The following is a 15,787-nucleotide window of genomic DNA, read 5'->3' on the forward strand; positions in this document are numbered from 1 at the left end:
TTGACTATCAGTCTGACTCCACAAGCACCCACACGAATTGCTTGATTCAGTTGTTAAAGAGCGGTTGGTTAAGATCTTTCGTCTCAACCGAGGCGCGAATTCTACAGCAGCCTCATTTGCTGTCAAGTGGTTATTTTCAGAAGTTTTCGAAGAATTCTTCAACAACTTCAACCACTTGCGCTTGCGATCTCTCGTAAGCGGGAGGCGAATTCTACAGCGTTACACGCTGCTGTCAACACCTCTTTTTCAACTTCCTTTTGGCTTCGATGAACTGAAGCAACTTGCTGTCGAGAACTGCGTAACTCATTGTTTACCAAGGAGTTTTACGTTTCGACTGCGCCGGAAGTGGGGCGAATTATAGGCTTCCAGAATCTGCCGTCAAGGCTTAATTACGCTTTTGTTGCCGAAGGCGCTTTTTTAGCAATAAGGCGAGGGATTCGTCGCGTCACCGGCGGCACCCGCAGCAACAGAAGCAGCGCACCTATAGAAGCGTAGATAGCCCACTCCTTCAGATCCGCCCGCACTATCCATAACATGTGCAGCAAACCGAGCCCAAGAATCACATAGACCAGGCGATGCAGCTTCTTCCAGCGGCTCCCCAACCGGCGCTGGCTGTAGCGGTTCGACGTGACGGCCAGCATCAGGAGAGCAACAAACCCCAGAGCACCCACAATGATGTAGGGCCGCTTGCTCAACTCTACGCCGAGCTGCGACCAATCCAGCCCCAGGACAAATACGCAATAGGCCGCCAGGTGCAGCACGACATAAGCAAAGCACCACAGGCCCAACTGTCGACGCACCGCTATCCACCCCGCCCAACCGCTCAACTTCTGCAGCGGCGTCATGGCAAGTGTGATTAGCAACAGAATCAACGTTCCCAAACCCAATCGATCGACGAGCACCTTGCCAGGGTCAGGCCCCAGCGCGGAACTCCACGCCTCATACAACCAGAGCAATGGCCACACTGCAGCGGCTACAAACACGCCGATGCGCCAGATGGGATAGCGCATCAGTAGTTCTTCCGCAGATCGAGGCCTGTATATAAAGAAGCGACCTCATCCGAATAGCCATTGAACATCTGCGTCTCGCGCACATTCGGACTAAACAGGCCGCTCGGCAGACGACGCTCACGCGCCTGGGTCCAGCGTGGATGATCGACCGTAGGGTTCACATTCGCATAAAACCCATACTCATCAGCCGCAATACTCTGCCAGGTCGTTTTCGGCTGCTCACTGACCAGACTGATCCGCACGATGGACTTCACACTCTTGAAGCCATACTTCCACGGCACCACCAGGCGCAACGGCGCGCCGTTCTGGTTAGGCAACTCCCGCCCATACATACCCACAGCGAGGATCGCCAGCGGATTCATCGCCTCATCCAGGCGCAGCCCTTCTACATAAGGCCAGTCGATCAAGCCGAAACTTGAGCGTTGCCCAGGCATGCTCTTGGGATCCTGAAGGGTTTCAAAACGGATGTACTTGGCTTTGGAGGTTGGCTCGACCTGCTTGAGCAACGCAGAGATGGGAAAGCCTAACCACGGAATCACCATGGACCATGCCTCGACACAACGCAGGCGGTAGATGCGCTCTTCCAATTCATAGGGTTTCATGAAGTCCTCCAGGGCATAGCGCCCAGGTTTTGCGACTTCACCATCTATCACAACGCTCCAGGGCTGCGTCTTGAGCGAGCCGGCATTCGTGGCCGGGTCGCCCTTGCCTGTCCCGAACTCATAGAAGTTGTTGTAGTGGGTTGCGTCCTTGAACGGCGTGATGGCTTCATCTTTGACCGTCACCGCCTGCCATTTCGTACCCGGTAGTTTTTCCGTAAACCAGCTGGGCGCGCTGCCGGGCTCGACGTCAGCATACCGCGAGGCATCGCCCGCACTGGCCCAACGCGGCAAGCTGCTGGCAGCAATACCGGCAAGCGCACCGCCGAGCAGGCTGCGGCGAGAGAGGTAGAAAGATTCAGGCGTGACATCCGATTCGTGACAATCGGACGCTTTGGGTAATTTGATTAACATGGTAACTCCGCAGCGTTGGAGAACTGATGCACCAATAGACTGCGGAGTATGGGGGAAATTACATTAAGGCAATGTTTTGTCCCGACGCAGACGCAACAAGTACTGAATAGGGCCCGAAGCGGCGTAGGCCAGGAACGCCAGCAGCAGGATACGCGGTGGATCACTGAACACGACCGCGAACACCAGCACCACGACAAGGATGGCCACGAAAGGCACGCGCCCCTTGAGGTCGAACTCCTTGAAGCTGTTGTACTTGATATTGCTGACCATCAGCATGCCGGCCGCCGCCACCATCAGGGCAACCAGGAACGACATCTTCGACCCTTGAATCCCGTAGTCACTGAACGCCCAGACAATCCCCGCGACAACACCCGCCGCTGCCGGGCTGGCAAGGCCGATGAAGTAGCGTTTGTCGGCAGTCCCCACCTGGGTGTTGAAGCGTGCCAGGCGCAAAGCGGCGCCCGCGACATAGATGAAGGCAACCATCCAGCCGACCTTGCCCATGTCACCCAACGCCCAGGCAAACGCCAGCAGTGCGGGAGCGACACCAAAGGCAACCATGTCCGACAGCGAGTCGTACTCGGCGCCGAAGGCACTTTGGGTATTGGTCATACGCGCCACACGCCCGTCCAGGCCGTCGAGCACCATGGCCACGAAGATTGCGATCGCGGCAAAACCGAAGTATTTGCTGGCACTCGCCGCATCACCCGCCGCCAGCGCACTCTGGGCACTCATGGAGTTGATGATGGAGTAGAAGCCGGCAAACAGATTCGCCGTGGTGAACAGGTTAGGCAGCAGATAGATGCCACGATGCCGGACCTTGCGGCCTTCGGCGTCATGCCCTTCTTCGACATGTTCATCGATCGGCAGCATGCTTTCGGCGTCGGAAGCCTGGTTTGGCTCTTCGGGACGTTCGCTCATGGACTTTACCTTGCAACGGTGTGAAAAAAATTCGACAGATACTTGCAGCGAGTGTTCGCCTGCAAACGATGCAGCTTTATACCAGAACCGGCCCTCCAAACGAAAAAACGCGGCCTAAGCCGCGTTTTCCCTTGATGCGTTCGACTTAGTTCTTGGCTTTGTCGACGATCTTGTTGGCACCGATCCACGGCATCATGGAGCGCAGTTGCTCGCCGATGACTTCGATACCGTGAGCGGCGTTGTTACGACGCTTGGCGGTCATCGAAGGGTAGCCGGTAGCGCCTTCGCTGATGAACATTTTGGCGTATTCGCCGTCCTGAATACGTTTCAGGGCGTTGCGCATGGCCTGGCGGGACTCGGCGTTGATTACTTCAGGGCCAGTCACGTACTCGCCGTATTCGGCGTTGTTGGAGATCGAGTAGTTCATGTTGGCGATGCCGCCTTCGTACATGAGGTCAACGATCAGCTTCAGTTCGTGCAGGCATTCGAAGTAGGCCATTTCCGGCGCGTAGCCAGCTTCAACCAGGGTTTCGAAACCAGCTTTTACCAGCTCAACGGTACCACCGCACAGAACGGCTTGTTCGCCGAACAGGTCGGTTTCGGTCTCGTCCTTGAAAGTGGTTTCGATGATGCCGGTACGACCGCCACCTACGCCAGCAGCGTAGGACAGTGCAACGTTCTTGGCATTGCCCGACGCGTCCTGGTAGATCGCGATCAGGTCAGGGATACCGCCGCCTTTGACGAACTCGGAGCGCACGGTGTGGCCCGGTGCTTTCGGCGCGATCATGATCACGTCGAGGTCAGCGCGTGGCACAACCTGGTTGTAGTGAATCGCGAAGCCGTGGGAGAAGGCCAGGGTGGCGCCCTTCTTGATGTTCGGCTCGATTTCGTTCTTGTACAGCGAGGACTGGAACTCGTCCGGGGTCAGGATCATGACCAGGTCGGCAGCCGCAACAGCAGAAGCAACGTCAGTCACTTTCAGGCCATGAGCTTCAGCCTTGGCAACAGTGGCCGAGCCTTTACGCAGGCCAACAGTCACGTCAACGCCGGAATCTTTCAGGTTGCACGCTTGGGCGTGGCCCTGGGAACCGTAGCCGATGATGGCGACTTTCTTGCCCTGGATGATCGACAGGTCACAATCTTTATCGTAATAAACTTTCATGAGGTTCCTCTATATATCCAGGCCGTAAGGCCATTCGCTAATTGGGTTAGATGCTGAGTACTTTGTCGCCACGGGCAATCCCGGTGACACCACTGCGTACGGTTTCCAGAATCGAGGCCGTCCCGATCGACTGGATGAAGCTGTCCAGTTTGTCGCTGGTACCGGTCAGTTGAACGGTATAAACGCTGGCGCTCACATCGACGATCTGCCCGCGATAAATATCGGTAGTGCGTTTGATCTCGGCACGTTGGGCACCCGTGGCCTTGACCTTGACCAGCATCAGTTCGCGCTCGATGTGAGCGCTTTCCGACAAGTCGACCAGCTTGACCACTTCGATCAGCTTGTTGAGGTTCTTGGTGATCTGCTCGATCACCTCATCGTGACCCACGGTGGTCAACGTCAGGCGCGACAGGGTCGGGTCTTCGGTTGGGGCCACGGTCAGGCTTTCGATGTTGTAGTTGCGTTGCGAAAACAGGCCGACAACACGAGACAGAGCGCCGGGTTCGTTCTCCAGAAGCAGGGAGATAATATGCCGCATGATTAAGTACGCTCCGTCTTGTTCAGCCACATGTCGCGCATAGAGCCGTCTTTGATCTGCATCGGGTAGACGTGCTCGCTGGTATCCACCTGAATATCGATGAACACCAGGCGGTCCTTCATGGCGAACGCCTCTTCCATTTTCGGCTTCAGATCTTTCAGATCGTTGATGCGAATGCCGACGTGGCCATAGGCTTCAACCAATTTGACGAAGTCTGGCAACGATTCCATGTAGGAATGGGAGTGACGGCTACCGTAGCTCATGTCCTGCCACTGACGAACCATGCCCAGTACGCCGTTGTTCAAGCAGACGATCTTCACGGGAAGACCGTATTGCAGGCACGTCGACAGTTCCTGGATGTTCATCTGGATGCTGCCTTCGCCGGTGACGCAGGCAACGTCGGCATCCGGGAAGCTCAGTTTCACCCCCATGGCCGCAGGGAAACCAAAGCCCATCGTGCCCAGGCCACCGGAGTTGATCCAGCGGTTAGGCTTGTCGAACTTGTAGTACTGCGCCGCGAACATCTGGTGCTGGCCCACGTCGGAGGTCACAAAGGCGTCGCCCTTGGTCACTTCGCACAGGGTTTCGATCACGGTTTGTGGCTTGATGATGCTGCCGTCGCCCTTGTCATAAGGGAACAGGCCGCGATCACCGCGCCATTCGTCAATCTGCTTCCACCAACTGGCAACGGATTCCTTGTTCGGCGTTTCGCCGATGTCCTTGAGTGCAGCGACCATTTCGGTCAATACGCTCTCTACAGGACCCACGATTGGCACATCGGCCTTGATGGTCTTGGAGATGGACGCCGGGTCGATGTCGATGTGGATGATCTTGGCATTCGGGCAGAATTTGCTCGCGCCGTTGATCACTCGGTCATCGAACCGCGCGCCCACGGCCAGGATCACATCGGCGTGGTGCATGGTGAGGTTGGCGGTGTAGCTGCCGTGCATGCCGAGCATGCCGACAAACTGACGGTCCGAACCCGGGAATGCGCCGAGGCCCATCAGGGTGTTGGTCACCGGCAGGTTGAGCAGCTTGGCCAGCTCGGTGAGTGGCGCGGAACCGCCGCCCAGAATCACGCCACCGCCGGAGTACAACACGGGGCGCTTGGCCGCCAGGAGCATTTCTGCCGCCTTGCGGATCTGCCCCGAGTGCCCACGGACGGCCGGACTGTAGGAACGCAGCTTGGCTTTCTTGGGAAAAACGTATTCGAATTTTTCGGCCGGGTTGGTCATGTCTTTCGGGATATCGACCACTACCGGGCCCGGGCGACCGGACTGGGCAAGGTAGAACGCCTTTTTCATGACATCCGGGATTTCCGAGGGATGCTTGATCATGAAGCTGTGTTTCACGATCGGCCGGGAAATACCGATCATGTCGGTTTCCTGGAATGCATCGGTACCGACCATGGTGCTAGGCACCTGGCCAGAGATGATTACCATCGGAATGGAGTCCATATAGGCAGTCGCGATGCCGGTAATGGCATTGGTTGCGCCTGGGCCAGACGTTACCAGTACCACGCCGGCTTTACCGGTGGCACGGGCGTAACCGTCAGCCATATGGGTCGCGGCCTGTTCGTGGCGAACCAGAATGTGGGTAACAGCCGGTTCCTTGAACAGTGCGTCGTAGACATGCAGCAGAGCACCACCTGGGTACCCGTAGATATAGTCGACGCCTTCGTCACGCAAAAAGCGGACGAGCATCTCACCGCCAGATAAAAGCTCCACGTTGTTCACCTCTAAAACGCCAGAATACCGTCCGTTAAAAAACCGACGGGTCTTAATAGGTTTACTTCTCAACAGAGCATGAGCGACGGTGGTCGCCGACTACGTCAGCACTGACTGAGCAAGTATTGGGATCGTCCCAAGTGTTGCGGGCTTTTCCCACCCAGCGCGAGGTAACGCGTTGCGGGTGTTACAGGTCGGCGCGGATGTGCGCCTCATGATCTGCTGAGCGGGCCTGCTTCTGGCAGTCCCGATACAGCGGACTTTGGATTCTTCTGTTTCACGCCCTTCAAGTCAAGCAATAATTGCGCTTTTTTCCAACTAAGCGCATGAGAACGTAGAAGAAAGGGCTTTGAGGAGGGATAAAACTCGCCTGAATGTCGTCAAGCGGTAGAAATGTGCGCAAGACTGCCGGAAAAACCGGCAGTCAGGCAATTAACGAGCGTCGACGATCAATTGATCGAACTTTTTCAGCGCGTTACGCAAGCCGAGGCTCTCCCGCGGTCGGTCGGCGTAGACCATCTCGGCCATTTCCAGGATCCCCGACGCATTCGGCAAGGGCAGGTCCTGCTCCAGGATCTGCTTCATACGTGCGAGGAAGATCCATTGCAGCCACTGGTGGAAGTCCAGGGTGTCGACGGAAAAGGGCTCGACACTGCTGAGGGCTTCAGCGCTAGGGGAGACTTCGTCCCACCAGCCCTGCACGCGCAGTTCGCGCTCGATCAGCAATAACTGCTCGGCAATCGCGGGGAAACGTGCATCCATCAGAGGCTGACCTTGGCTTTTTGCCGCGCCTGGGCTGCACCGGCGGCATCCCCTTGGGCGGCACGTGCATCACCGATCAAGGCCCACAGGCTGGCTTGCAGGTCTGGACGGCCATTGGCCAGGCTCAGGCCGCGACGAGCGAACTGCTCCGCCTGGGGCGCATCGCCCTGGGCCATGCGCACCTGGGCCAGGCGATAGAGCACTTGTGGCTCACGCGGCGCCACGCGCTGGGCACGTTCAAGGCTCGACGAGGCGCCATTCAAATCGCCACCCGCCTGCTGCTGCTGAGCGGTGGTGAGCAACGCCAGCACCGGGCCATCCAGTTGTTCGTCAGCCGACAACCCGCCCGTATTGGACGATGACGGAATACCGCTCGGCGTCGAAGGCATGTTGTAGGTGCCTTGGTTGACCGGCGCGGTTTGAATCGGCGTGGAGTTCACCGGCCCGGAAGTGCTCGGGCCTGGGGTCCATGGCTCGGCACTGATAGGCGCCGAGGTTGCAGCCCCACTGCCGGGCACCATCACCACGACGCCGGGATCCTGGGGAATTGCCTGGGTTGCAGCCTGGGCAGGCCGTTTGACCACGGTCTGACGGAAGCCGCCATTGGCCGAAATGCGGTCGTTATTGGAGACGGACGTGCTTGAGTCCACCACAGGGATAGAGCCGCGCTGCACGCTGGAGCAACCGCCGAGCAAAGCCAGAGCCGTAATTGCTGGAATCCACAACTTGTTCACTTGAAACCCTCTTTGCTTAATTCATCCAGCCCTTGACCCAATCCATCACCGATTCCGCGTCAGCAGGTGTACTGCCACTGCACGCGGCGCCGGGTGGTGGTTCGCTGCCGCGAATATACGGCATCTGCACCGCGCCCGGACAGTTGGCATCGGAGCCTTGGCCGGTGTGCGGATCAATCCAGGCCTGCACGATATTGTCCGGCTGCGGCATGTTGAGCGGCAACGGATCAGCCTTGCGCATGAAACTGGTCCATACCTGCAACGCGCCGGTCGCACCGGTGAACGGCGTCTTGCCGTTATCGTCGCGCCCCAGCCACACCACGGCCAGTACATCCTGGCCGAACCCTGCGAACCAGCTGTCGCGGGAGTCGTTACTGGTACCGGTCTTGCCCGCCAGGGTCAGGTTCGACGGCAGCACGCTGTAGACCGAACGCCCTGTACCCTCACGCATCACGCGCTGCATGGCGTTCTGGATCAGGTAAATGGAACCCGCGTCGAAGCGCTGCTGAATCTGGAACGGGTAGCGCTTGAGCGGTTCGCCATCGGCGGTCAGCACACTGCGGATACCGCGCATCGGTGTATTGAAACCACCGTTGGCGAGGGTCTGGTACATGGTGGTCACTTCCATCGGCGTCATGGCCGCAGCGCCCAAAAGCATGGAAGGGAATGCAGGGAACTCACGCTCCACCCCCAGTCGCGCTATGGTTTTCAGGACATTTGGCACACCGACCTCAAGCCCCAGGCGCGAGGTCGAGATGTTGTAGGAATGCGCCAACCCTTGATACAGGAACACCGTGCCATGGGAGCGGCGGTCGAAGTTCTTGGGGGTCCACACCTGTCCATCCGCACCTTTGACCGACAGCGGGTCATCGGACAGCCAACTGGTCAGCGTGTACTTGCTGGGTTTTTCCAGTGCTGTGAGGTAGACCGCGGGCTTGACCAGCGAGCCAATCGGCCGCACGGCATCCAGTGCGCGGTTGAAACCGGCGAAACTGGCCTGCCGGCTGCCGATCATGGCCTGGACTTCGCCGGTTTCCGGGTTGGTCACGACCATGGCGGCTTCGACTTCATCCGAGCCTTTACGGCCGGTCAGGCGCTTGAAGGTGTCGTTGACCGACGCTTCGGCCTTCATCTGCAGGATGGGGTCGAAGCTGGTGAAGATCCGCAGGCCCTCTTCGGTCAAGTCTTCGTCGCGGTAGTCTTCGCGCAGTTGGCGCTTGACCAAGTCGATAAAGCCAGGGAATGAGCTATCCGCCAGCTTGCCGCGGGTGGTCACGCCCAGTGGCATTTTTTTCGCAGCGGCTACTTGTTCAGCGGTAGCGACACCCTGCTGCTCCAGCACATCAAGCACCAGGTTGCGACGTTCAAGCGCACGCTCCGGGTTGCGGCGCGGGTTGTAATAGGACGGCCCCTTCACCATCCCCACCAGCAACGCGACCTGATGCAACTTCAACTCGGACAACGGCTGCCCGAAGAAGAACTGGCTGGCCAGGCCGAAACCGTGCACGGCGCGCTGGCCATCCTGACCGACGAATACCTCGTTGAGGTAGGCCTCGAGGATTTCCTGCTTGCTGTAATGCAGCTCCAGCAACATCGCCATCATGGCTTCGGTGAGTTTACGGGTGAGGCTGCGTTCGTTGGTCAGGTAGAAGTTCTTGACCAACTGTTGCGTCAACGTACTGCCGCCTTGGGTCATCTTGCCGCCGGAGGTGTTGACCCAGATAGCGCGGGCGATCGACTTCGGCGAGACACCCCAGTGGCTATAGAAATCGCGGTCTTCGACAGCGACAAGGGTTTCCAGCAGGTACGGCGGCACCTGATCGAGCTTGATCAGGATGCGATCTTCAAGGTTTTTCGGGTAAATACCGCCGATCAGCAACGGTTCAAGACGCACTACTGGCAACTTGGAGCCATTGAGCGACGACAGCTCTGCCACATAATCGCCAGAGAAACGCACGCGCACCGGCTGGGCTTTTTCCAGGCCTTCGTAGAACTGGAAGCCACGGGTGTTCAGGTCGACGGTGTTACCGCTGACCGCCGCAGCGCCTGGGCCATTGCTCACAGGTTCACGGCGGTAGCCCAGCGCGTCGAGCTCGGTGAGGAAATCTTCCTTGCTGAGCTTCTGGCCAGAGAACAGTTCCAGCGGGCGTGCATACACCTTGGCCGGAATCGTCCAGCGCTTGCCGGAGAATTTTTCCTGCACCACGGCATCGAGGTACACCGCAAGGCCGGCGACTGCCACAAGGCCCACCAGGCCAAGCTTGATCACCCAGCCCAGCCAAGGGCGCGGGCCGCGGGAAGGAGGTTTTTTACGGGAACGGGGAGATCGGGTTCGAGTCATGGCGGCGGATTATACGCACTTTATTGATGATCAACATGAGCCGGACAGCGGTTTGCACGACTGGCATCAGCAGCCATAATGCCCCCCATGATTTTCCCCAGACTTTGAAGGATCGCCCGTGAGCCAGACCCTGATCGCTGCCCTGCAAAACCCGGCCTTGTACCCTCATCCGGTTGACGCGTTTCAAGTCATCGAGACCCATATTTCCTGGGTGATACTGACGGGCCCCTATGCATATAAGCTGAAGAAACCGATGAACTTCGGCTTCCTGGACTTCACCAATCTGGACGACCGCGGGCATTTCTGCCGCGAGGAACTGCGCCTGAACCAACGCCTGACCGAAGATTTGTATCTTGAAGTGTTGCCGATTACCGGCACTGCCGAGGCGCCCCAACTGGGTGGCGACGGCCCGGCCATCGAATACGCGCTGAAAATGCGTCAGTTCCCGCAAAGCAAGATGCTCAGCACCCTGCAAGCCAACGGCGAACTGACCAGCGCGCACATCGATGAGATGGCCAAGCAGATTGCGCAGTTCCACCTCAGTGCCCCCAAAGTCCCGCAAGATCACCCGGCCGGCACGCCGGAGGAAGTGATGGCTCCGGTACGCCAGAACTTCGACCAGATCCGCCCATTCCTCAGCGACAAGGCCGACCTTACTCAGTTGGAGGCTCTGCAAGCCTGGGCTGAAAGCAGCTTCGAACGCCTCAAGCCTCTGCTTTCCCAGCGCAAGCTAGAGGGCTATACCCGTGAGTGCCACGGCGATATCCACCTGGGCAACGCCACCCTGATCGATGGCCGCGTGGTGATCTTCGACTGCATCGAGTTCAACGAGCCTTTCCGCTTTACCGACGTGTACGCCGACACCGCCTTTTTGGCCATGGACCTGGAAGATCGCGGCCTCAAATGCCTGGCACGGCGCTTTATCAGCCAGTACCTGGAACTGACCGGTGACTACCAGGGCCTGGAACTGCTGAACTTCTATAAAGCCTACCGTGCATTGGTGCGCGCCAAGGTTGCGCTATTTAGCATGCCTAGCGAAGCCAACCCGGTACAACGCGCTACCACCCTGCGCCAATACCGCAACTACGCCAACCTGGCGGAAAGCTACAGCACCATTCCCTCGCGCTTCCTGGCAATTACCCACGGTGTGTCAGCCGTGGGCAAGAGCCACGTGGCCATGCGCCTGGTCGAAGCCCTGGGCGCCATCCGCCTACGCTCGGATGTTGAGCGCAAGCGCCTGTTTGGCGAGCAGCAGGTAGAGAACACGCCACAGGCCGGCATCTACAATCAGGACGCCAGCGCTGCCACCTACGCACGCCTGAACGAGATTGCCGACACCGTGCTGCGCGCCGGTTACCCGGTGGTGCTGGATGCCACATTCCTGAAACGCGCACAGCGTGACGCCGCCGCTCAGGTTGCCGAAGCCACTGGGGCGCCGTTCCTGATCCTGGACTGCAACGCCCCGCAAGCCGTTATCACCAGTTGGCTGGCCCAACGCCAGGCGGATAAAAACGATCCGTCCGACGCCACACTGGCCGTTATCGAAGAACAACAAGCCAGTCGTGATCCGCTGACTGCCGAGGAGCTGCTGCTCAGCAAGCGTGTGGAGACCAATGAAAGCGGGACGCTCGACGCCTTGGTCGGGCATATCCGCCAGCGACTGCCGGGCCTGTAAGGAATATTTCTTGGTCGCGTCGCCGTCTTCGGCGCGCGACCTCGCGATAGTGGCACTATACTGGCTCCATAACACCAGCCAGAGTCGCGATCATGAGTCAGCCCAAGCTTCTTGATACCCCGCTCTACGCCCTCCTGCATAAGGACGATATCCGCGGCTTCAACCAGGAGCGCCCTGAAATCGGCACCATCGACATGCGCGGTGGCGACTTTCGAGGGCTGGACCTGCGCGACCTGAACGCCACCGGTATTGACTTCACCGACGCCTATTTTCGCTCTGCCGACCTGCGGGGCCTAGACTTGCGTGGCTGTTCATTGGAAGGCGCCAGCCTGGCCCATGCACAGATTTCAGGTGCTTATTTCCCGCCCGAACTCACGGCAGACGAAATACTCATGTCGGTCAATTTCGGTACTCGCCTGCGCTACCGTACCAAGTAACCCCACACACTGAGTGACGGCCACATCCCCTGCCTGCCGGGCGCTTTGCGCCTATCTGCGAGCAAACGCAGTCGCGCCATTCTTATAAGCTTTTCAGCTCTTCCTGACCAAAGAACCACGCTTTTCCTACTGAGCGCTACACTCATTTTCAGGCTGCCTGGTCACGACACCCACCGCACCATTCGGCCAACGCAAGGAGGCTTGATGAACGATGAGCTGCAACACCTGAAAAACCTTGGCAAGACGTCAGCGCAGTGGCTGCATGCGGTGGGCATCCACAGCGCGTCCGACTTGCGTCGGCTGGGGGCGGTCGATGCCTACCGAGCCGTGCGCACGCGCGGGTTTCGAGCCTCGAAGGTTCTGCTGTATGCGATTGAAGGGGCATTGATGGATGTGCACTGGAACGACATACCCGCGGAGCGCAAGGAGGCCTTGAACCGTCAGCTGGAAGCGATTTCAGTGCATCAGAAGAACTAGAGCGGCACTCAAACCCAGTGTTTACGGGCATTACAAACGAGCGTTTGAGAAAAACTGGATGAGGCAGAAAAACAAATGTTGACTCTCAAATGAGAATCGTTATGATTATCACAACTGGTCGCGAGATCAGCCGATAACTGAAAGACCATTGGTTCGGACTCTCAGATTATCTCCTCATCAGGCTAATCACGGTTATTTGACCCGGCTCTTGCCGGGTCTTTTTTTGCCCGCGAATTAACCGGCCTTAGCGCGCAATGATCAGCGGATGCCCACGCTCCGGATGCGGCTGTACCAACACATCCAGACCGAATACAGCTTTGAGCGGCTCAGGTTGCAAGACTTTCGAGGGCGTATCCAACGCGTGGGGGCGGCCGTTTTCCAGCAATAGAATTCGGTCGCAGTAACGCGCTGCCAGGTTCAAGTCATGCAGGATAACCAGCACCGCAGCGCCTCTGTCGGCGAAATGTCGGATAGCTTGCAAGGTGGTGTGTTGGTGCAGAGGGTCGAGCATCGACGTGGGCTCGTCCAGCAACAACGTCTGCCCCGCCTCACCCGGCCATAACTGCGCCAATACCCGCGCCAGGTGCACACGTTGCCGCTCGCCGCCGGACAACGCCAGGTAACTGCGGCCACTCAGGTGGCCGACATCCGCCGCGTGCAGGGCCGCGCTGATGATTTCGTCGTCGCGCACTCGCCCGGTCTGATGAGGCAAGCGGCCCATGCCCACCACCTCTTCGACACGAAAAGCAAAATCCAGGGTGGAAGATTGTGGCAGCACCGCCAGGCGCTGGGCACGCTGCGCGCCGGTCATGTGCTTGAGCGCCTGCTGATCCAGCCAGACCTTGCCCTGATCCGGCTGCAACTCCCCGCACAGCGCCCCAAGCAAGGTACTTTTGCCGGCGCCATTGGGGCCCAGAACGCCCAGCACTTCGCCCGGCAAAAGGTCCAAGGTGATATCGGCCAGCACGGTTTTCCCACCACGCCGGATCTGCAACGCTTCTACCCGCAACATCAGGCGCGCCCTCGTAACAATAAATAGAGGAAAAACGGCGCACCGATAAACGCGGTGACAATACCGATCGGCAGTTCCGCCGGCGCCAACGCCAGGCGCGCCACCAGGTCCGCAAACAACAGCAGGCTCGCCCCCGCCAATACCGAGGCCGGTAACAACACCCGATGATCCGGCCCCGCCAGCAACCGCACCAGATGGGGTACCACCAACCCGACAAAACCAATCATGCCCGCCGCCGCCACTGCAGCGCCAACGCCTAAAGCCGTACAGAACACCAGCTCACGCTTGAGCCTTTCAACATCAATACCCAGATGATTGGCCTCAGACTCACCCAACAGCAGCGCGTTCAGCGCCTTGGCCCGGCGCGGCAACCACAGCGCCACGCCCGCACTCACCAACAGCAAGGGCCACAACCGCGAGTAACTTGCGCCATTGAGGCTGCCCAGGTTCCAGAACGTCAGGGTGCGCAAGGTGGCGTCGTCGGCCAGATAGGTAAAGAGCCCCACCGCAGAACCGGCCAGGGCCGTCAGCGCGATGCCAGCAAGCAACATGGTCGCGACATTGGTCTGGCCGTTGCGACGCCCCAGCCGATAGACCAGCGCCGTGACGCCCAAGCCACCGAGAAATGCGCACAGCGACAACAGGTATGGCCCGAAGGCATCCGGCAGCCCGCCAAAGAACGAGCCACCGACAATCGCCACCGCCGCCCCCAGCGCGGCACCGCTGGATACCCCTACCAAGCCAGGATCGGCCAGCGGGTTGCGGAACAACCCCTGCATCGCCACACCCGACAATGCCAGCACACCGCCGACCGCCAGCCCCAATAGGGTCCGCGGCAGGCGAATCTGCCCCAGGATCAACTCGGCCTGCTCCAAACCCTGGGCCTCAATCGGTACGCCCATCAGTTTTAGCGCAGCCCTGAGCGTGTCCACTAACGGCAGGCTGACCGGCCCCAGTGCCAATGAAAGCCAGATCGCTAATACACACAGCAGCGACAGCCCGATAAACAGCGTTTTTGGCTTAACCAGAGTGGTCATGGAGCAGGCTTAGGCTGGGACGGATAAAAACCGGCAGACAGTTTCTCCAGGCTTTGCGGCAATCTAGGCCCCAGGCCACCTACCAGCAAGGTCGCGTCCAGCTCAAAGACGCGGCCGCTCTTGGCTGCCGGCGTAGAGGCAAGAATCGGATTTTCCTTGAACAAGGCTGCGCGCGCCGCGTCACCGGTCAGCGCGCGATCGGCAAACACCAGCACCTCAGGGCTCAAACCCGCCAGCGATTCGACGGAAAACGGTTTATAGCCCACATGCGTGGCGAGATTACGCCCCCCAGCCTGCTGCAACATCCAATCAGCGGCCGTGTCCTTGCCCGCGATCAGCGGCTTGCCACCGGCATGACCGAGCAGCAACAACACGCCTGGAGCCTTCTGTGTAGCCTGGGCCTTGGCCACCCACTTTTTTTGCTGCGCCAGCGCCTGCTCATACCCGGCAAACAACGCACTGGCCTGGGCCTCACTGCCGAGCAGTTTCCCCAAGTGTTCAAGGTTGCCTTTGAGCGTGGGCAAGTCAGGCTGGGCCGAGAACATCTCCACCTGCACCCCGGCACTGCGAATCTGCGCCAGCACCGGCGGTGGCCCCATTTCCTCCGTGCCCACGAGGATTTGCGGGCGCAGGCTGAGAATGCCTTCGGCCGACAACTGCCGCTGGTAACCAATGCTCGGCAAGGCTTTGAGCGACGCAGGATGTTGACTGGTGGTGTCCACCCCCACCAACTTCGACTCTCCGCCCAGGGCCGTCACCCATTCCGACAGCGCCCCGCCGGCACTGACCCAGCGTTGCGGCAGTTCAGAGGCGTGCGCCCCAGGGTTGATCAGCAGTGAGGCAACAAGCGCAATAGCGCTGGTACTCAAGCGCATAACAGGGTTTCCTTCCTAGGGCAGGGCCACTCAAGCACTCATTGATGTGACAGATAACCGCTGCCA

15 protein-coding genes are annotated in these 15,787 nt (G+C 59.1%); 3 read left to right on the forward strand and 12 right to left on the reverse strand.

Annotation, left to right across the window (positions count from 1 at the left end):
* Window positions 1-389 precede the first annotated feature (389 nt).
* From msrQ to mrcB, 9 genes are all read right to left on the reverse strand, one after another.
* Window positions 390-1,010 (reverse strand): protein-methionine-sulfoxide reductase heme-binding subunit MsrQ, encoded by a 621-nt coding sequence (gene msrQ / locus MF6394_RS07305; RefSeq protein WP_003194129.1) that lies wholly within the window; start codon window positions 1,008-1,010, stop codon window positions 390-392.
* Window positions 1,010-2,023, reverse strand: a complete 1,014-nt coding sequence (gene msrP, locus MF6394_RS07310; RefSeq protein ID WP_044268541.1) for a protein-methionine-sulfoxide reductase catalytic subunit MsrP — start codon at window positions 2,021-2,023, stop codon at window positions 1,010-1,012. The genes msrQ and msrP overlap by 1 nt, the downstream gene beginning before the upstream one ends.
* Window positions 2,024-2,086: 63 nt before the next feature.
* Window positions 2,087-2,944, reverse strand: a complete 858-nt coding sequence (gene pssA / locus MF6394_RS07315; RefSeq protein WP_032895300.1) for a CDP-diacylglycerol--serine O-phosphatidyltransferase — start codon at window positions 2,942-2,944, stop codon at window positions 2,087-2,089.
* A 145-nt stretch (window positions 2,945-3,089) separates the two neighbouring features.
* On the reverse strand, window positions 3,090-4,106 hold the full coding sequence (gene ilvC, locus MF6394_RS07320) for a ketol-acid reductoisomerase (RefSeq protein WP_003194132.1): 1,017 nt from the start codon (window positions 4,104-4,106) through the stop codon (window positions 3,090-3,092).
* A gap of 46 nt (window positions 4,107-4,152) precedes the next feature.
* Complete coding sequence (gene ilvN / locus MF6394_RS07325) at window positions 4,153-4,644, reverse strand: acetolactate synthase small subunit (RefSeq protein ID WP_003176102.1); 492 nt, start codon at window positions 4,642-4,644, stop codon at window positions 4,153-4,155.
* A 2-nt stretch (window positions 4,645-4,646) separates the two neighbouring features.
* A complete protein-coding gene (locus tag MF6394_RS07330) occupies window positions 4,647-6,371 on the reverse strand; it encodes an acetolactate synthase 3 large subunit (protein ID WP_003194133.1) in 1,725 nt (574 codons plus the stop codon).
* A gap of 432 nt (window positions 6,372-6,803) precedes the next feature.
* Window positions 6,804-7,133 carry a YqcC family protein gene (locus MF6394_RS07335; protein ID WP_014719929.1) on the reverse strand — a complete coding sequence of 110 codons (330 nt, stop codon included), beginning with the start codon at window positions 7,131-7,133 and terminating at the stop codon, window positions 6,804-6,806.
* Window positions 7,133-7,867: a tetratricopeptide repeat protein gene (locus MF6394_RS07340; protein WP_078466400.1), complete on the reverse strand. Its 735-nt coding sequence runs from the start codon at window positions 7,865-7,867 to the stop codon at window positions 7,133-7,135. Before MF6394_RS07340 ends, MF6394_RS07335 begins: the two co-directional genes overlap by 1 nt.
* A gap of 16 nt (window positions 7,868-7,883) precedes the next feature.
* Window positions 7,884-10,208, reverse strand: coding sequence for a penicillin-binding protein 1B (mrcB, locus tag MF6394_RS07345; protein ID WP_003194136.1), 2,325 nt, complete (start codon window positions 10,206-10,208; stop codon window positions 7,884-7,886).
* Between the two features lie 118 nt (window positions 10,209-10,326).
* Here mrcB and MF6394_RS07350 point away from each other — a divergent pair, with 118 nt between their 5' ends.
* From MF6394_RS07350 to MF6394_RS07360, 3 genes are all read left to right on the forward strand, one after another.
* Window positions 10,327-11,883: a bifunctional aminoglycoside phosphotransferase/ATP-binding protein gene (locus tag MF6394_RS07350; RefSeq protein WP_047711786.1), complete on the forward strand. Its 1,557-nt coding sequence runs from the start codon at window positions 10,327-10,329 to the stop codon at window positions 11,881-11,883.
* A 92-nt stretch (window positions 11,884-11,975) separates the two neighbouring features.
* Window positions 11,976-12,320 carry a pentapeptide repeat-containing protein gene (locus MF6394_RS07355; RefSeq protein WP_044268549.1) on the forward strand — a complete coding sequence of 115 codons (345 nt, stop codon included), beginning with the start codon at window positions 11,976-11,978 and terminating at the stop codon, window positions 12,318-12,320.
* Between the two features lie 204 nt (window positions 12,321-12,524).
* Complete coding sequence (locus MF6394_RS07360; protein ID WP_044268551.1) at window positions 12,525-12,797, forward strand: TfoX/Sxy family protein; 273 nt, start codon at window positions 12,525-12,527, stop codon at window positions 12,795-12,797.
* Window positions 12,798-13,041: 244 nt separating this feature from the next.
* Here the strand turns inward: MF6394_RS07360 and MF6394_RS07365 are convergent, their stop codons facing one another.
* From MF6394_RS07365 to MF6394_RS07375, 3 genes are read right to left on the reverse strand one after another with little or no spacing between them, the layout of a single operon-like run.
* Complete coding sequence (locus MF6394_RS07365; protein WP_057711130.1) at window positions 13,042-13,809, reverse strand: heme ABC transporter ATP-binding protein; 768 nt, start codon at window positions 13,807-13,809, stop codon at window positions 13,042-13,044.
* A complete protein-coding gene (locus MF6394_RS07370) occupies window positions 13,809-14,846 on the reverse strand; it encodes a FecCD family ABC transporter permease (RefSeq protein ID WP_047711788.1) in 1,038 nt (345 codons plus the stop codon). The genes MF6394_RS07365 and MF6394_RS07370 overlap by 1 nt, the downstream gene beginning before the upstream one ends.
* Window positions 14,843-15,721, reverse strand: a complete 879-nt coding sequence (locus MF6394_RS07375; protein WP_047711789.1) for a heme/hemin ABC transporter substrate-binding protein — start codon at window positions 15,719-15,721, stop codon at window positions 14,843-14,845. Before MF6394_RS07375 ends, MF6394_RS07370 begins: the two co-directional genes overlap by 4 nt.
* Window positions 15,722-15,787: the final 66 nt, after the last annotated feature.

It is taken from the genome of Pseudomonas sp. MF6394 (genome assembly GCF_002018845.1).
GTDB lineage: Bacteria > Pseudomonadota > Gammaproteobacteria > Pseudomonadales > Pseudomonadaceae > Aquipseudomonas > Aquipseudomonas lactis.